Raw genomic sequence first — 17520 nt, 5'->3', positions numbered from 1 at the left:
CCTTCGGCAGCGGCGCGTTCGCGCTGGCGACGAATGCAACCGCAGTGGGCTACAACGCAGCCGCCAACGGCGAGGAGGCACTGGCAGCCGGTGCCGCGGCCACCGCCGATGGCGATGGCAGCGTGGCGGCCGGTGCACAGGCCAATGCCTCGGGCACCGAAGCCGCGGCAGTCGGCTATCTGGCCGATGCGTCGGGCGACGCGGCAACCGCGGTCGGCGCCGAGAGCGTCGCCAGCGGTGCGCAGGGCGCGGCCTTCGGCTTCGGCGCGAGCGCGAGCGAGGACTACACCACGGCCGTGGGCGGAAATGCGGCGGCATCGGGCTTCAACAGCACGTCGGTCGGCAACGCGAGCGCGGCGTCGGGCTCAAGCAGCCTGGCGGTCGGTTCCGACAGCGCGGCCTCCGGCACCTCGAGCACGGCGGTCGGCCAGGGCAGCATCGCCAGCGGCATCAATGCGGTGGCGCTCGGCGGCGCGACGCTGTTCGGGACCGAGGCGGCGGGCGACTTCTCGACCGCGATCGGCGGCGAGGCCTATGCAGCCGGTTTCAACAGCACGGTGGTCGGCAACGCGGCGACCGCGCTCGGCGACGACAGCACGGTGCTGGGTTCCGATGCGCTCGCCACCGGCGCCGGCAGCGTGGCGCTGGGCCAGGGCTCGTTCGCCGATCGCGACGACACGGTGTCGGTCGGCGATGTCGGTAGCGAGCGTCAGATCACCAACGTCGCGGCCGGCACCGAGGGCACCGACGCGGTGAACGTGGACCAGCTCAACGCCGCCGCGGACGGCGCGCTGCTGACGGGGCGCTACTTCCGCGCGACAGGCGATGGCGAGGCCTACGTGCAGGGCGAGGACGCCACGGCCGCGGGTGCGAACGCGCTGACCGACGGCGATTACGCCACGGCCATCGGCGCCTCCAGCACCGCCTACGGCACGGGCGCGTCCGCGATCGGCAGCGGCGCATCGGCGACCGCGCAGTACGCGGTCGCGGTGGGCTACAACAGCGCGGCGAATGCGGAAGGCGCGGTCGCGGTCGGCGGTCTCGGTCAGGCCTACGACCAGTACAACACCCCGATCGTCGATGAAGACGGTGCGCCGGTGCTGGTGTCCACGCAGGCCGAGCGCAACGGCACCGCCGTGGGCTCCGGCGCACTGGCCACGGGCGAGAACGCATCCGCGTTCGGCAGTGGCGCGCAGGCGCTGGGCAACGACAGCGTCGCCAGCGGCATGAAGGCGCGTGCGACCGGTACCTGGAGCACGGCGATCGGCAGCAACGCCTGGGCCAGCGGTGGTGACGCCACCGCGACCGGCGCCTATGCCTGGGCGACCGCGAACGGTGCGACCGCGTTCGGCACCTCGGCCTGGGCCACGGCGACCAACGCCTCGGCCTTCGGCTACGGCGCATGGGCCGATACGGCCGGCGCGACCGCGGTCGGCATGGACACCTGGGCCAGCGGCGTCAGCGCAGTCGCGATGGGCCGGGGCGCGTTGAGCACCCAGGACTACGCGATCGCGATCGGTGCCACCAGCCTGGCCGATGGCGTCAATGCCGTCGCCCTCGGCCGCGGCACGCTGAGCCTCGCCGACAACGGCGTCGCGCTGGGCATGCGGGCCAACGTCGGCCGCGGCGCCGACGACGCGCTCGCCCTCGGCGCCAATGCCTACGCCGAAGCGGCGGACAGCGTGGCCCTTGGCGCGGGTTCGCGTTCGGATCGCGCCAACACGATCTCGGTCGGCGCGGCGCAGGCGTGGACGGACGAGTACGGCGTGACCCACGAGCCGACACAGCGGCAGATCACCAACGTCGCGGCCGGCACCCAAGACAACGATGCCGTCAACGTCGGTCAGTTGAATTCGGTCGCCGAAGGCCTGGGCTCGCTGTCCGAGAACGCGGTGGTCTACGACGACGCGAGCAAGAGCTCGCTGCGTCTGGACGGCGCCAACGGCACGCGGCTGCGCAACGTCGCCGCGGGCAGCGTCGCGACCGGCAGCACGGACGCGCTCAACGGCGCCCAGCTGCACGGCGCCATGGCCAGCACGGCGTCGATGCTCGGTGGCGGCGCGACGGTCACCGCGTTCGGCACGCTGACGAAGCCGACCTACGCGATCCAGGGCAGCAACTACTACAACGTGGCCGATGCGATGGGCGCGCTGGATACGCAGATCAGCACGCTTGACAAGCGCCTGGCCGGGATCGAGACGAAGTCGGCGACGCGGCCGAGTGCCGGTCCTCGCGCCGAGGCGGAACCGGAAGTCGCCTCGGGTGGCGATGCGCCTGCGGTCGTCGGTGAGAACACCAACGCGGTGGCGGTCGGTTCGGATGCACGGGCCAATGGCGACAACGGCGTGGCGATGGGCGGCAACGCCTACGCGCACGGTCCCAACGACACGGCGATCGGCGGCAACGCGCGCGTCGATGCGGATGGCAGCACCGCGGTCGGTGCGAACGCGACCATCAGCGCGACCGCGACGAACGCGGTGGCGGTCGGTGAGGGCACGTCGGTCACTGCGGCGTCGGGCACCGCGGTCGGTCAGGGGGCTACGGTCACCGCCGAAGGCGCCGTCGCGCTGGGCCAGGGTTCGGTCGCCGACCGCGCCGACACGGTCTCGGTGGGAAGTGCCGGCAACGAGCGCCAGGTCACGAACGTCGCCGCCGGCACCCAGGCCACTGATGCCGCGAACGTGGCCCAGGTGCAGGCCGCGTCGGCGGAGGCCAATACCTATACCGACACGACGGCGACGCAGACGCTGAGCAGTGCCAATGCCTACACCGACCAGAAGTTCGCGACCTGGGACGACAGCTTCGAATCGTTCAAGGGCGACGTCGATCGCCGGTTCTACGACACCGACCGTCGCATCGACCGCCAGGGTGCGATGGGCGCGGCGATGCTCAACATGGCGACCAGCGCCGCGGGCATCCGCACCCAGAACCGGGTCGGCGTCGGCGTCGGGTTCCAGGGTGGCGAGAGCGCGCTGTCGGTCGGTTACCAGCGTGCGATGAGCGATCGCGCCACGTTGACGATCGGTGGTGCGTTGAGCGGCGACGAGAAGTCGGTGGGCGTCGGTGCCGGCTTCGGGTGGTAAGCGGTCTGCGGTGCCCGGTCCTCGCGGCCGGGTCGTCGTCATCGCGGCGGAAATCCAGGGACGGCGGCCGCGTGCGGCCGGTGTCCGGGTTCAAAGAGCGTGAAGCGTTGCGTGCGGGCCCATCCGGGTGCCGCCTGTGGACGTGGTCACTGTGGTCCATCACTCCTGTAGAGAGGCTTTCAAATGAAGAAGGGCATCATTCCATGCACGCTGGCTGTGGCGGTGACCGCCATCCTGTCGATCGGCACCGTCGAGGCAGCGGGCAAGGCACGCAAGGTCGGTACTGACGCGCCGCCGTCCGCCGTCGCCAGCGACAGCCAGCCGATCACGCGCTTCATCGTCGAGTACAAGAACGGCACGCGCGATCGCACCGCCGTCGTCTCCGGCGTCAACACCGCGCTCGCGCGCTCGGGCCTGACCAAGGGCGCGCGCGGGGCGAGTGCGAGCTACGTCCGCGAACTGGCGACCGGCCACCAGCTGGTCCGCCTGTCGCGCGGCGTCGACCGCATCGAAGCGGCCGCGCTGATGCGCCAGATCGCGGCCGATCCGAACGTGAAGTCGGTGCAGCCCGACCGCCTGCGCCAGATCGCGGCATTGCCGGTGCAGCCGGCCTACATCCCGAACGATCCGAACATCGACTGGCAGTGGCACATGTACGCGCCGGACGGCAGCGACACCTTCGACGGCGGCCCGAACCGCGGCGGCATCGACGCGCCGGCCGGTTGGGATCTCTCCGACGGCGAGGGCATCACGATCGCGGTGCTCGACACCGGCATCACCGAACATCCGGACATCGACAGCTCGCTCGGCGACGCCGGCTACGACTTCATCTCCGACGCGTTCGTGTCGGGACGCGACACCGACGAGCGCGTGCCGGGCGGCTGGGATCTGGGCGACTGGACGATCGGCTATCCGGGTGCGGAAACCTGCCAGCAGCGCAACAGCTCCTGGCACGGCACGCACGTCGCCGGCACCGCGGGCGCGCAGCGCACCGACAATGGCGTGGCCGTGACCGGCGTTGCCTATGGCGCGAAGCACCTGCCGGTGCGCGTGCTCGGCCATTGCGGCGGTTACGACTCCGACATCAGCGATGCGATCGTCTGGGCCGCGGGCGGTGACGTGCCGGGCGTGCCCGCGAACGAGAACCCCGCGCACGTCATCAACCTCAGCCTCGGCGGCACTGGCGCCTGTTCCACGGCCGAAGCCGATGCGATCGCGCAGGCCAACGCCCTGGGCGCCGTCGTCGTCATCGCCGCCGGCAACAGCAACGCCAATGTCGACGGCTTCTCCCCGGCGAACTGCCCGGGGGCGATCGCCGTCGCATCGAATGGCGTCACCAGCCGCCGCGCGTACTACTCCAACTACGGCGTCAACATTGACATCTCGGCGCCAGGTGGCGGCGTGTATGCGAACGATGGCAGCAGCGGCACGCAGATCGACGACGGCTTCATCTGGCAGGCGCGCAACCCGAGCACCACGACGCCGTTGCCGTTGGAGGACTTCACCACGGTGCCGACGGGCGGCTCGGCGGGTACCTCGCAGGCGTCGCCGCATGTGGCCGGTATCGTCGCGTTGATGCAGAGCGCGCGTCTCGCTGCGGACCTGCCGCTGCTGACGCCGGACGAAGTGCTGGAGAAGCTGCAGGCCTCGGCCACGCCGTTCGCTGTCGCACCGGTGTCGGGCCGCGAGATCGGTCCGGGTATCGCCAACGCCGGCGCTGCCGTGCTCGCGGCGATCGAACCGCCTTGCGAGGTCGACTGCGCCCCGCCGGCGACGCCGATCGTCAACATGTCGCCGGTGCGTTCGCTCGGCGGGGCTGCCGGCAGCGAAACGCTGTACAGCATCGAAGTGCCCGCCGGCGTCACCGGTCCGCTGAGCATCACCACCAGCGGTGGCAGTGGCGACGTGTCGCTGCATGTCAGCCTCGACGAAGCGCCGACCGACAGCGGCACGTGGAACTCGACGCGTCCGGGCAATGCGGAAACCATCCGCATCAATGCGCCGGCTGCGGGCGTGTACTACATCAAGCTGGCCGGTGTGCGGGCCTACTCGAACGTCACGCTGCAGGCGCGTTTCACGCCGCCGGCGGTCTGATGTCCGAGGCCGGCCCCGCATGCCGCGGGGCCGGTTGATGTGCTGCAGACGCGAGTAACCGGACCGGCGGGTGCCCAGAGCATCCGCCGGTCCTTTTTTTGGGTCGTGGAATCGTTCGCGACGCATCCGGGGAGACGGCTGTGCGTGTTCGAGCGGCGACCTTCTGTCCGCCTGCATTCGGATGCGATGAGCGTGATGCGCGGATCGTTCGATCGCGGCGTGGATGTCTTCCGATGGTTCGCGTCTGATCGGCGCCGATCATGCCGCGTACGCCGCGGTCGGCGAACGTACGCGATGGATCCGGACCGACGACGATCGCGTCGACGGCATGTCAGCCGTCGATCGCCTGGCGCGCTGACCTAGACGGCCGCCTGCGCTTGCCGACTACGATAAAAATCGTCTCTCGCGCTGCGATGCGACCCGCGTGTTGGGGCTCGAACAACGTGCTTGCGCGACGTCAGCCCGTAGACGCGGCACCAGGCGCGTGGGCGCTTCCCGGGGGGCTATGGCACCTGTTCCCGGACACCGTTGTCGCGGAACTGTAAGTCGACATCAGTGCGGACGCGAGCGACAGCCCGGCAAACCGCCGCGGTTACGGGGCGGACGCAGCGGCGGCGGGTGCTGCCGGCGCCGGCGCATCCGCTGCGGTCAGGCGCCAGATCGCGTTGCCCACGTCGTCGGCGACCAGCACGCCGCCACGCGTGTCGATCGCGACCCCGACCGGCCGGCCCTGCGCATCGCCGTCGTCGTTGACGAAGCCGCCGAGCACGGTCTCGATCGGGCCCGACGGCGTCGCACCCGAGAACGGCACGAACACCACCGAATAGCCGACCTTGGGCTTGCGGTTCCACGACCCGTGCAGGCCGACGAAGGCGCCGTTGTTGTAACGCGCGGGCAGGGCGTCGCCGCGATAGAACGCCAAGCCAAGCGGCGCGACGTGCGACCCCAGGCCGTAGTCGGGCTTGATGGCCTTCGCCACCAGTGCCGGATCCTGCGGCTCGACGCGCGTGTCCACGTTCTGGCCGAAGTAGCTGTAGGGCCAGCCGTAGAAGGCGCCGTCGCGCACCGAGGTCAGGTAATCGGGCACGAGGTCGTTGCCGATCTCGTCGCGCTCGTTGACTACGGCCCACAGCGAATTGCCTTCCGGGTGCAGCGCCAGCGCAGTCGGATTGCGCAGGCCCGAAGCGAAGTTGCGGACCGCGCCCGTCGCCGCGTCGACCTCGAGCACGGCGGCGCGGTTCACTTCTTCCTCCATCCCGTTCTCGGCGATGTTGCTGTTGGAGCCGACGCCGACGAACAGCTTGCTGCCGTCGCGGCTGGCGACCAGCGCCTTGGTCCAGTGGTGGTTGCGGCCGGCGGGCAGGTCGGCGACCTTTTCGGGTGTTGCGCCGATCGAGGTCGCGCCCGTGGTGTAGGGCACCTTGACCAGCGCATCGGCGTTGGCGACGTACAGCGTGCGGCCGACCAGCGCCATGCCGTACGGCGAGGACAGCCCGGTGAGAAAGACATGGCGCTCCTCGGCGATGCCGTCGCCGTCGACATCGCGCAGCAGGGTGATGCGGTCCGCGCTCGGCACGCCCGCGCCCGCACGCTTCTGCACGGCGCCCATCGCGAGCTGCTTCGGTCCCGGCGTGGCCTCGGTTTCCGGTTTGTTCGCTTCGGCCACCAGCACATCGCCATTGGGCAGCACGAGCACGGTGCGCGGATGGTCGAGATCGCGCGCGAATGCGGTCACCGCGAAGCCGTCTGCCGGTGTCGGCTGTCCGTCCTGCGGCCAGCCGACGGCCGGCGCGATTTCCACTACCGGCACCGCGGCGCTGTCGGGCGTGGGCAGGGTGGGGTTGGGGCCGGTGCCGATCGCGTACTCGCCCTCGGCCGCGACGGCGCTGTCGGTCTGGTCGGCCTGGCCGGTGGTGCGCGTGCTGTCGCCGACCGGGGGGTCGTCGCTGCTCATGCAGCCGGACAGGGCGAGGGTCAGCAGGGCGACGGCGGGCAGCACCCGGCGCGGCGTCGACAGGGGACGGGTCATGGCGGGAGTCCGGAGCGGGAGCGGAGCCGCATTGCAGCAGCGGCTCCGTGACGGGGAAGTCAGCGCATCGCCCTTGCGTCATCTGGGATACTGGCCCCGGTGCCGCCCTGCGCCGTCGATCCCGTTGCCTCATGTCGAAGCTGTCGAAACCCCGCCGCGACACGCGTCGCAAGAGCATGCCGCGCCGCCCGTTCCGCGCCGCCACGGCGGCGCGCGTGCATGCGCAGCTGCGCGATCCGGCAGGCCAGGTCATCGCCGGGGCGGCCTTGCAGGATGCCGAGTGGTCGCTGTTGCTCGCCGGTCAGGTGGTCGCGACGACCGACAGCGCGGCCATGGTCCTCGCCATGCTCCACCACACGGCCGCAGTGCAGGCCCGCGCCGGCGTGCGCACCGAACTGGCGATGACGACGACACTGCAGACCGCGGCGACAGCCGAGGCCAGCGAGGCGGGGCACACGCTCGACGAGCATCTCGCATGGCTGGAGAGCGAACGCCAGACCCGCAACCAGCCGACGGGTGCCCCGCACTAGCCCGCTGCCGCATGAACCGGCGGCCGTCGCCGCACGCGTGCGCGTTCAGGTCGAAGCACCGGCGCCGCTATCATGACGCGACTCCGTTCGCTCCCCGTCGCCATGCGCATGTCCCGTTTCCTGCCCGTTTTCGCGCTGTCGAGCGTCCTGCTGCTCACGGCCTGCGGCCGCAACGCCCGCGAGGACGCGCCGTTCATGGGCGAGGCCTTCGATTCCGACGACACGTATTCGCGGATCTACGAACTGCCCGCGGCCCAGGTCTGCGGCGCCGCCCGGCTTGCGCTGCTGGGCCAGGGTTACGCGGTCGGCAAGGCCGACGACGACGCGGTCGAGGCGGTCAAGAACTTCCAGCCCGAGGACGAAGTCCACACCCAGCTCGCGGTGCGGGTCTCGTGCGTCGCGCGTGGCGGCGACCGCACGCTGCTGTTCGTCAGCGCGCTGCTGGACCGCTACGTGCTGCGCAAGAGTTCGAACTCGGCGAGCGTGGGCGTCGGCGCGCTCGGGTCGCTGTCGCTGCCGATCGGCAGCAGCGAGGACTCGCTGGTCCGCACCGCCAGCAGCACCGTGCAGGACAAGGGCTTCTATCGCCGCTTCTTCGAGCGCGTCGGCTACTACGTGCCCACGCGCGAGGAGCGGCAGAAGCGGTACACGCTGCCGGTGCCGCCACTCGACGAGGAAGAAGACCCGCCGCCGACCGATCTGCAGGACGAGGGCGCCGCGACGCGCGAGACCCTGCCGCGCTGAGGGCCCGACGCCTGAGGGCATGCGCCCGATGGCCGACATCCGTCGCGCCGGGCGTCGGCCGTATTCCATCGCGCATCCGTGCCCTGTGGCCACACCGGAAACATCGTGCGCGGAGTAGACGTCGATCCTGCGAGTTGCCCGCCGCGACCGTGGCGCGCTAACTGCTAAAGTCGGGCTCCGGTCGACAGGCGTGGAGCGGCAACGACGTGAATGCGGTGCTCGAGGAATCCGGTCCGGTCGATCCCGCGGACGCCGGCATCGTCGCCCATCTGCGCGACCAGGGCCGGCTGAAGGAAGTGGACCTGGCGCGGGCGCAGCGGCTGCATGCCGAAGCCGGCGGCAGCCTGCTCACCTTGCTCGGCCGGCTGGGCCTGGTGTCCGAACGCGACCACGCCGAAGCCTGCGCGCAGGTGCTGGGCCTGCCGCTGCGCGCGGGCAAATCGATTCCCGACGATCCACCGGAGCTGGTCGATGGTGCGCAGCCGTTGTCGGTGCGGTTCCTGCGCCAGTTCCATCTGTGCCCGATCGGCGAATCGCGCGGCCGGCTGCTGCTGTGGATGGCGGATCCCGCCGATCCCTATGCGCACGATGCGGTGCGACTGGCGACGGGCTGCGAGATCGCGCCGGTCGTCGGTCTGCGCTCGGAAATCGACGATCTGATCGAACGCTGGTACGGCCAGGGCCGCAGCGCGATGGGCACGATCGTCGAGTCCGCCGATGGCGACAGCGGAGGCGATGTCGACGATGTCGAGCACCTGCGCGATCTCGCCTCGGAAGCACCGGTGATCCGGCTGGTGAACCTGGTGATCCAGCGCGCCGTCGAGCTGCGCGCGTCCGACATCCATATCGAACCCTTCGAGAGCCGGCTGAAAGTGCGCTATCGCGTCGACGGCGTGCTGATCGATGGCGAAAGCCCGCCGGTGAACCTGACCGCGGCGGTGATCAGCCGCATCAAGATCATGGCGCGGCTCAACATCGCCGAGCGCCGGTTGCCGCAGGACGGCCGCATCATGCTGCGCGTCCAGGGCAAGGAGCTCGACCTGCGCGTGTCGACGATGCCGACCGCGCACGGCGAAAGCGTGGTGATGCGCCTGCTCGACCGCGAGACCGTGGTCTTCGATTTCTACAAGCTCGGTTTCACCGACGAATTCCTGCCGCAGTTCCGCAAGGTGCTGGAGCAGCCGCACGGCATCCTGCTGGTGACGGGCCCCACCGGCGCGGCCGAGACCACCAAGCTCTACACCGCGCTGTCGCAGCTCAACACGCCGGACGTCAAGATCATCACCGTCGAGGATCCGGTCGAATACCAGATCGAGGGCATCAACCAGATCCAGGCCAAGCCGCAGATCGGGCTCGATTTCGCGCACGCGCTGCGCAGCATCGTGCGCCAGGATCCGGACATCATCATGATCGGCGAAATGCGCGACCTGGAGACCGCGCGCATCGCGATCCAGTCCGCGCTGACCGGCCACCTGGTGCTGAGCACGCTGCACACCAACAACGCCGCGGGCGGCATCACCCGCATGCTCGACATGGGCGTCGAGGACTACCTGCTGACGTCGACGGTCAACGGCATCCTCGCCCAGCGGCTCGTGCGCAAGCTGGAACCGACGCACGCGCAGCGTTATCCGGCTTCCCCGGAGGAAATCGCGCGGTTCGATCTGCGCCGGTTCCAGCCCGAGGGCGAGATCCTGCTGTACCGCCCGGGTCCGTCGGCGATCGCGCCGACCGGTTATCTCGGCCGCACGACGATCCTCGAATTCCTGGTCATGAACGACGAGCTGCGACGCGCGGTCATGCGGCATGCCGGCATGGGCGAACTCGAAGACCTCGCGCGCCAGTCCGGCATGCGCACGATGTACGAAGACGGCATCCGCAAGGCGCTGGCGGGCCATACGACGATCGAGGAAGTGCTGCGGGTGACGGAAGATGCGTGACGGGAGCGCCGACACGAAAGTCGCTGGATGAACAATCGGCCGACTGTTTGCAGCCCCGCCTCCGCGGGAACGACGAGTCTTTTGCGGACCTTGCAGATTCATCGGCTGATCGGCCGCACCTCAAGGAAGGAACCACGAATCATGGACAGGCAGCCATGCGTCTATCTGCTTGCAAGCGATCGCAACGGCACCTTGTATCTCGGCGTCACATCGAATCTGGTGCAGCGAGTCTGGCAGCATCGAACATCCGCGATAGACGGCTTCAGTGCGCGCTACGACGTCCATTATCTAGTCTGGTTCGAGCTGCACGAGAGGATGGAGTCGGCAATCCTGCGTGAGAAGCGGATCAAGAAATGGAATCGAGCATGGAAGACGAGATTGATCGATGAGATGAATCCGTCGTGGCGTGATTTATGGCCCGACATCACGGAGCAGGTGCCGAACGCCAACGTCCATGGATTCCCGCCTGCGCGGGAATGACGGCAGCAACCGGTATCGTCATTCCCGCGCAGGCGGGAATCCAAGGACGTAAAGTTCCACATACGGCTAACTCGAATTCCATGACCCTCTACCGCTACAAAGCCATCAATGCCCGCGGCGAGTCGCTCGGCGGCACCATGGACGCCGCCAGCGAGACGGAGGTCGCGTTGCGCCTGCAGGAGCAGGGGCACCTGCCGGTCGAGACGCGGCTGGCGAGCGAGGCGCGGGGTGTGGACGACTGGAAGACGCTGCTGAAGGCGCGTCCGTTCTCCGGCCAGCGGCTGGTGCAGTTCACCCAGCAGCTGGCGACGCTGCTCAATGCCGGCCAGCCGCTGGACCGTGCGCTGACCCGAGATCCGCGATGCAGTGCGCAGCGGCAGTCCGCTGTCGACGGCGCTCGAACGCCAGCACGGCACGTTCTCGCGGCTGTACATCAACATGGTGCGGGCCGGCGAGGCCGGCGGCAGTCTCGAAGAAACGCTGCAACGGCTGGCCGACTATCTGGAGCGGTCGCGCGCTCTGCGCGGCCGCGTCGTCAATGCGCTGATCTATCCGGCGATCCTCATCGTCATGGTCGGCGCGTCGCTGCTGTTCCTGCTCGGCTACGTGGTACCGCAGTTCGCGGCGATGTATGAGAGCCTCGATGCGGAACTGCCGGTGTTCACCAGGATCGTGCTGGGTGCGGGCGAGTTCGTGCGCGACTGGTGGATCCTGCTGCTGGTGGTGCCGGTGCTCGCCGCGTACGCGTTCTGGCTGAAGCTGCAGGACGCGAAGTTCCGCGCGCGTTTCGACGGCTGGTTGCTGCAGCGCCGTTTCGCCGGCCCGCTGGTCGCGCGCATCGAAACCGCGCGGCTCGCGCGCACGCTCGGCACGCTGTTGCGCAACGGCGTGCCGCTGATCGGCGCGCTGGGCATCGGCCGCAACGTGCTCGGCAACCTCGCGCTGGCGGACGACGTCGACACCGCCGCGACCGAGGTCAAGAACGGCGTGGCCCTGTCGACGGCGCTGGGCCGCGGCAAGCGGTTTCCGCGTCTGGCGATGCAGATGATCCAGGTCGGCGAGGAATCCGGCGCGCTCGACGCGATGCTGCTCAAGACCGCGGACACCTTCGAGCAGCAGACCGGGCAGTCGCTGGACCGCCTGTTGGCGGCGCTGGTGCCGGCGATCACGATGCTGCTCGCGCTGGTGGTGATGGTCGTGATCCTCGCGGTGCTCGTGCCGATCTACGACCTGACCAGCGTCATCGGCTAGGTTCACCGGGCCGGGGCATACAATGCGGACACTCCTTCCTACGAGGCAGCCTGCGATGACAGCAACACGCAACCGACGCGGCATCCGTCGCGCGAACGCCCAGTCGGGCTTCAGCCTGATCGAGATCATCCTCGTCGTCGTGCTGATCGGCGGCATCGTCGCGTTCGCCGCGACCCGCATTCTCGGCGGCGGCGACCGCGCGCGCGTGAACCTCGCCAAGGCGCAGGTGCAGACGCTGGCCGAAAAGGTCCACCAGTTCGAGATGGACACCGGGCGGCTGCCTGCCGCTCTGAACGATCTCGTCGCACAGCCCGGCGATGCCGGCGGCTGGCTCGGCCCGTACGCGAAGGAAGCCGAACTCAAGGATCCGTGGAACACCGCCTACGAATTCCGCGCGCCGGGCGACAGCCAGCCGTTCGAGATCGTCAGCTTCGGCGCGGACCGCGAGCCGGGCGGCGAGAGCGTCGACGCCGACATCCGTTACGAGTAAACGATGCACGCGGGTCGTCGTCATCTCCGTCGACCCCGCGGCTTCTCGCTGCTCGAAGTGCTGCTGGTCGTCGGCCTGATCGCGGTGACCGGCGTGCTCGCGGCCGCGGCGATGAGCGGCGGCTTCGACCGCATCGCGCTGCAGTCGACGTCGAAGGAACTCGCCGCGCAGTTGCGCTACACCCGGGCGCAGGCGATCAGCACCGGCGTGCCGCAGCGTTTCACGATCGATCCCGCGGCGCGGACCTGGCGGGCGCCGAACGCGCGGCAGGGCACGATTCCCGAGCAGCTCGAGATCGTCTTCACCGGTGCGCGCGAAGTGCAGCCCAGCGCCGGCGAGGGCGCCGTCGTGTTCTTCGCCGATGGCGCGGCGACCGGCGGCCGACTCCGCATCGAATACCGCACCGCCGCGTGGCAGATCGATGTCGCCTGGTTGACCGGCGAGGTGCGACTGACGCGCGCGGCCGAGGCCTCGCGATGAGGCCCGCATCGGCGCGCCAGCGCGGCTACACCCTGATCGAAGTCATCGTCGCATTCGCGGTGCTGGGCCTGGCGTTGACGCTGCTGCTGGGCACGCTGTCGAACGGCACGCGCCAGGTGCGCTGGGCCGCGGATTCCGGCCGCGCGGCGCTGCACGCGCAATCGCTGCTCGACCAGGTCGGTATTGACCTGCCACTCGATGCGGGCCAGCGGACGGGCACGTTCGAAGACGGCCGCTATCGCTGGACGCTGGCGATCGCGCCCTACGACGACGCGGGCGCCGATCCCGCGGCAGCAGTCGCCCCGCAGCCGGTCGACAGCAGCGCGACGCAGCTGATGGCGCTGACGCTCGGCGTCGAATGGGGCGCGGGCGGGCCGCGCGAGCGCCTGCGCATCGACAGCCTGCGACTGCGCGATCCGCAGACTGCCGCGATCGTGACGGGCCCATGATCCGGTCCGCGCGCGGCTTCACCCTGATCGAAGTCCTGCTGGCGACGGTGTTGCTCGCCGCCGGGCTGGCGCTGGCGCTGACCACGCTGCGCGCCGCGACGACCACGGTGCAGCGCGGCGAACAGCTGGCCGAACGCAGCGAGCGCATGCGCGCCGTCGAAGGATTCCTGCGCCGGCGCATCGCATCGGCCGCGCCGGTCGGCTTCCAGGCCGATCCAGTCACCGGCGAGGCGGTGCGCTTTATCGGCGAGCCGCAACGCCTGCGTTTCGTCGCCGACCTGCCCAACTATCTGGGGCGCGGGGGACCGCATCTGCACGATGTGGCGATCGACGACGACGGCGCGCCGTCGCGCCTGACGGTCGCCTTCGCGATGGTGCTGGCGGGTGAGACCATCGCCCTGCCCGAGCCGCGCCCCCCCGAGCCGCTGGTCGACGACCTGACCGAGCTGCGCCTGCGCTACCGCGGGTTCGACGGCAACGGCGAGCTCGGCGAGTGGCAGGACCGGTGGGGGCCGTCGATGACGCTGCCGCTGCAGGTGTCGATCCAGATCGCCAGCGAAAGTGGCGGCACCTGGCCGCCGCTGCTGATCGCGTTGCCGCAGGGCACCGGCCAGCCGCCGCCGGCCGACCCGGGCCCCGCGCCATGACGCGCACGCGCGGCGCCGCGCTGCTACTGGTGCTGTGGCTGATCACGCTGCTGGCCGCGCTGGTCGGCGCGTTGCTCAGCCGGGCCGTGGTCGCCGACCAGGCCGCGCGCGCCGGCCTGGAATACGCGATGTCGCGGCTTGCGCTCGACGACCCGGCGCTGCGCTGGCAGCCCGACGGCCGCCCGTATCCGTGGCGTTTCCACGAGGCCCAGATCGAGGTCCGCATCGTCGACGAGACCGGCAAGGTCGACCTCAACGCTGCCGACGCCGTGCTGCTGGGCGCGTTGCTGCGGCTCGTCGGCGCCGAGCCTGGCACGGCGGACGCACTCGCCGGCGCGATCGTCGACTGGCGCGACGGCGATGCCCTCACCCAACCGGTGGGCGGCGCGGAGGACGCCGACTACGCCGCCGCCGGCCGGCCCTACGGCGCCAAGGACGCACCGTTCGAGAGCATCGGCGAACTGGAGCAGGTGCTGGGCATGACACCGGCGATCTACTCGGCGGTGGCGCCGCACGTGACGGTGCACTCGCGCCTGCCGGTTCCCGACCAGCAATTCGCGTCGGCGGAGGTGTTGCAGGCGATGGGCGTCGACGCGGACCCCATTCTCGCGGCCCGCCAGGCGACGGGTGCGCTGCTGGCCGAGGCGCTGCTGGGCGGCGGCAGCGGCACGTATAGTATCGACAGCCGCGCGCGGCTCGGCGACGGTCGTGTTTCGACGTTGCGGGCCGTGGTCAGGACCGGTGCGGGGGCGGTGCCGGGCAGCGCCTACAGTGTGCTTCGTTGGGAAGAGGGAGCGTCACCACGATGATGTCCGCAGCACCCGCATCGCCGAGCGACGACGCCCCCGGCCGCCGAGCCTGGCGGCTCGATGGCCGCGTGTTCGCACGCACGCGGAGCTTCCTCGCGTGGTGGGGCGCGGCGCTGGCCGCGTGGCTGCCGCGTCGCGTGCGCGAGCTGTTCGGCCTGATCGGCCGGCGCCTGCTGGTCGAGGCGCAGAGCGGACAGCTGGCGCTGACCCTGCACGACAGCGAAGGCAGCCAGGCGCTCGCGACCGTACCGATGGCGCCGTTGCTCGATGTCGACGGCGATCCGCTGGTGCCGCTGCTGACCGGCCGCGTCGCCCGCACGCCGCGCTGGCTGCTGCTGCCCGCGCGCGCCGGCCTGCGCCGCACGCTGACCCTGCCCGAAGCCGCCGGCGACCGGCTGCACGACATCCTGCGGTTCGAGATCGACCGCCAGACCCCTTTCGCCGCCGCCGACGTGCGCCACGACCATCGCGTGATCGCCCGCCGTGGCGATGGCCGGCTCGATGTCGAGCTGGTCGTCGTGCCGCGCGCGACGATCGACGCGGCGGTCGCTGCGCTGGGCCCGCTGGGCGCGACCCTGGCCGGCGTGGATCTCGCGGCCGACGACGCGCCGGGCGCGATCGCGCCGCTCGGCGTCAACCTGATCGACGATGCCCGGCGCCAGCGGCGCGAGGATCCGCAACGCCGCTACCAGTGGCTGCTCGCGGCGGTCGCGTTGCTGTTCGTGACGTTTGCGCTGTGGCAGATGCGCGACAACCGCACCGCGGCGGCGGCCGCCTTCGACGCCGACGTCGCCGCCCAGGCGACCCGCGCACGCGGTGCCTCGCAGCAGCGCCAGCAGCTGGTCGATCTGGGCCAGGGCATGACCTTTCTTGCCCAGCAGCGCGCCGCGCGGCCGACCACGGTCGCGGTGCTCGACGAGCTCAGCCGGCGCCTGCCCGACACCACGTATCTGGAGAAGGTCGCGATCGAAGGCGACCGCATCCTCGTCATCGGCCTGAGCACCGAGGCATCGGCGCTGGTCGGCTATCTGCAGGATTCGCCGCTGTGGCGCTCGCCCGCGCTCGCCGGCGCGCTGCAGAACGATCCGCGCTCGCGTGCCGACCGCTTCACGCTGACCGCCGAGCTGGCCGTCGCGGCCGATGCCCCGACCGGAGGTGCCCGTGCCGCCAGCGCCCGGTAAACCGGCCACGGCCGTGCGTCCTGCGACCGCTGCCGGCGTGCCCGGCGCACCGGTGCCCGCGCGCGATCGCTGGCTGGCACTGGCGATCCTCGCCGGCGTGCTGGCCCTGGCCTATCTGCTCCTGCTGCACGGCTGGTGGACGGTGCCGATGCGCGAACTCGCCAGCGACATCGAGACCACCCAGGAGCGCGACGTGCGCATCCGCCGCGAACTCGCGCAGGCGCCGCAGGTCCGTGCCGAGCTCGAGCGCGCGCGCGCCGCGTTCGCCGACGTCCCCGGTTTCATGCCGCAGGCGAACGTGGAACTGGCGACGGCCGCGCTCGTGCAGCGGCTGGAAACCGCGGTCGCCGAGGCGAGCCCGGGCAACCGCAGCTGCGCGATCAGCAACCGCTCGCCGCTCGCGGCCTCGCGCAGCGACCCGTACCCGCGCGCCACCGTGCAGGTGCGCCTGCGCTGCGGCAATCCGGAACTCGCCGCCGTGCTGCACGCGCTGGAAACCGGCACGCCGCGGCTGTTTGTCGACAACCTCAACATCCTGTCGCAGCGGCACACGCTGGCGCCGGGCACCGAGAGCGGGGGCCTCGACGTGAGTTTCGATCTCTACGGTTTCGTGCTGCCGCCGGCGTCCGCGGGCGCGGCGTCGGATGCGCCCGCCGATGCACCGACCGGAGCCGCCGATGGCGTTTGATCGCGGCAACGTGCGCACCTGGCTGCTGGCCGCGGTCGCGGGTTGGGGGCTCGTGGTCTGGGGCCTGACGCTGGCCGGGCTGGGGAGCCGTATCGAACGCCTGGATGCCGACGCGGACCCGCTGCCGGCCGTCGTCGGCCCCGGCGCGCCCGAAGCGGGACCGCAGGCGCCCTTGTCGTCCTTCGCCGATGTCGGCAGCCGCCCGCTGTTCACCAGCGACCGCCGGCCGCATCCGTTCTTCATCGATCCCCAGGACGAAGGCGAGGGCGGCAACGGCGGCTTCGATTTCGTGCTGACCAGCGTGCTGCACAGCCCCGACTTCAGCATGGCGATCCTGCAGCCGAGCGAAGGTGGCGAGTCGGTGCGGCTGAAGATCGGCGAAGCGCCCCCGGCCGCGAGCGGCTGGGTGCTGGGCTCGGTCGACGCGCGCAGCGTGGTGTTCAACGGTCCGGAAGGCCCCAGGACGCTGGAACTGCGCGTCTTCGACGGCACTGGTGGCCAGCCGCCGACGCCGATGTCGCCGCCGCGGACCGAGGACGGCGAGCGCGCGCAGGCCGCCCGAGGCCGGACGCGGGCGCCGTCCGGCCAGCCGGACGCGCGCGCTAAACCGGCGACGGCGGGCAATGCC

General features: G+C 70.7%; 15 protein-coding genes and 1 pseudogene. 15 read left to right on the top strand and 1 reads right to left on the bottom strand.

Annotated elements, in window-relative coordinates:
* Together CJ022_RS04655 and CJ022_RS04650 are read left to right on the top strand one after the other, a co-directional pair.
* A partial coding sequence (locus CJ022_RS04655) for a YadA-like family protein (protein ID WP_101925517.1) occupies positions 1-3083 on the top strand: 3083 nt, incomplete at its 5' end.
* Positions 3084-3266: 183 nt separating this feature from the next.
* Complete coding sequence (locus tag CJ022_RS04650) at positions 3267-5177, top strand: S8 family peptidase (RefSeq protein WP_101925516.1); 1911 nt, start codon at positions 3267-3269, stop codon at positions 5175-5177.
* Positions 5178-5769: 592 nt separating this feature from the next.
* Here the strand turns inward: CJ022_RS04650 and CJ022_RS04645 are convergent.
* Entirely contained in the window at positions 5770-7131 is a 1362-nt protein-coding gene (locus tag CJ022_RS04645) for a PQQ-dependent sugar dehydrogenase (protein ID WP_101925518.1), read from the bottom strand.
* 206 nt (positions 7132-7337) lie between these two features.
* On the opposite strand from CJ022_RS04645, the gene CJ022_RS04640 reads away from it, so the two are divergent.
* The 13 genes and pseudogenes from CJ022_RS04640 to CJ022_RS04580 form a co-directional block, all read left to right on the top strand.
* A complete protein-coding gene (locus tag CJ022_RS04640) occupies positions 7338-7736 on the top strand; it encodes a hypothetical protein (protein ID WP_101925515.1) in 399 nt (132 codons plus the stop codon).
* A 108-nt stretch (positions 7737-7844) separates the two neighbouring features.
* Positions 7845-8480 carry a DUF2242 domain-containing protein gene (locus CJ022_RS04635; RefSeq protein WP_233198607.1) on the top strand — a complete coding sequence of 212 codons (636 nt, stop codon included), beginning with the start codon at positions 7845-7847 and terminating at the stop codon, positions 8478-8480.
* 257 nt (positions 8481-8737) lie between these two features.
* Entirely contained in the window at positions 8738-10417 is a 1680-nt protein-coding gene (gene gspE / locus CJ022_RS04630) for a type II secretion system ATPase GspE (RefSeq protein ID WP_425490873.1), read from the top strand.
* A gap of 27 nt (positions 10418-10444) precedes the next feature.
* Positions 10445-10897 carry a GIY-YIG nuclease family protein gene (locus CJ022_RS04625; protein ID WP_343125125.1) on the top strand — a complete coding sequence of 151 codons (453 nt, stop codon included), beginning with the start codon at positions 10445-10447 and terminating at the stop codon, positions 10895-10897.
* 80 nt (positions 10898-10977) lie between these two features.
* Positions 10978-12148: pseudogene (gene xpsF, locus CJ022_RS04620) on the top strand (type II secretion system protein XpsF).
* 55 nt (positions 12149-12203) lie between these two features.
* On the top strand, positions 12204-12638 hold the full coding sequence (gspG, locus tag CJ022_RS04615) for a type II secretion system major pseudopilin GspG (protein WP_233198606.1): 435 nt from the start codon (positions 12204-12206) through the stop codon (positions 12636-12638).
* A 3-nt stretch (positions 12639-12641) separates the two neighbouring features.
* Complete coding sequence (xpsH, locus tag CJ022_RS04610) at positions 12642-13118, top strand: type II secretion system protein XpsH (protein ID WP_101925510.1); 477 nt, start codon at positions 12642-12644, stop codon at positions 13116-13118.
* Complete coding sequence (gene xpsI / locus CJ022_RS04605; RefSeq protein WP_101925509.1) at positions 13115-13567, top strand: type II secretion system protein XpsI; 453 nt, start codon at positions 13115-13117, stop codon at positions 13565-13567. The genes xpsH and xpsI overlap by 4 nt, the downstream gene beginning before the upstream one ends.
* Positions 13564-14214 carry a prepilin-type N-terminal cleavage/methylation domain-containing protein gene (locus CJ022_RS04600; RefSeq protein WP_101925508.1) on the top strand — a complete coding sequence of 217 codons (651 nt, stop codon included), beginning with the start codon at positions 13564-13566 and terminating at the stop codon, positions 14212-14214. The genes xpsI and CJ022_RS04600 overlap by 4 nt, the downstream gene beginning before the upstream one ends.
* Positions 14211-15023 (top strand): type II secretion system minor pseudopilin, encoded by an 813-nt coding sequence (locus CJ022_RS04595; protein ID WP_101925507.1) that lies wholly within the window; start codon positions 14211-14213, stop codon positions 15021-15023. Before CJ022_RS04600 ends, CJ022_RS04595 begins: the two co-directional genes overlap by 4 nt.
* Positions 15020-16204 (top strand): PilN domain-containing protein, encoded by a 1185-nt coding sequence (locus CJ022_RS04590; RefSeq protein WP_101925506.1) that lies wholly within the window; start codon positions 15020-15022, stop codon positions 16202-16204. Before CJ022_RS04595 ends, CJ022_RS04590 begins: the two co-directional genes overlap by 4 nt.
* Before the next feature lie 52 nt (positions 16205-16256).
* The gene (gene gspM / locus CJ022_RS04585) at positions 16257-16892 is read left to right on the top strand and encodes a type II secretion system protein GspM (RefSeq protein WP_458351490.1); all 636 of its coding nucleotides are present in this window, start codon (positions 16257-16259) and stop codon (positions 16890-16892) included.
* On the top strand, positions 16882-17520 hold a 639-nt coding region (locus CJ022_RS04580), incomplete at its 3' end, for a hypothetical protein (RefSeq protein WP_143703887.1). The genes gspM and CJ022_RS04580, both read left to right, overlap by 11 nt.

The sequence above is a fragment of the Luteimonas rhizosphaerae genome (genome assembly GCF_002849595.1).
GTDB classification, from domain to species: domain Bacteria; phylum Pseudomonadota; class Gammaproteobacteria; order Xanthomonadales; family Xanthomonadaceae; genus Luteimonas; species Luteimonas cellulosilyticus.
This window is presented reverse-complemented; position numbering and strand designations above follow the sequence as displayed.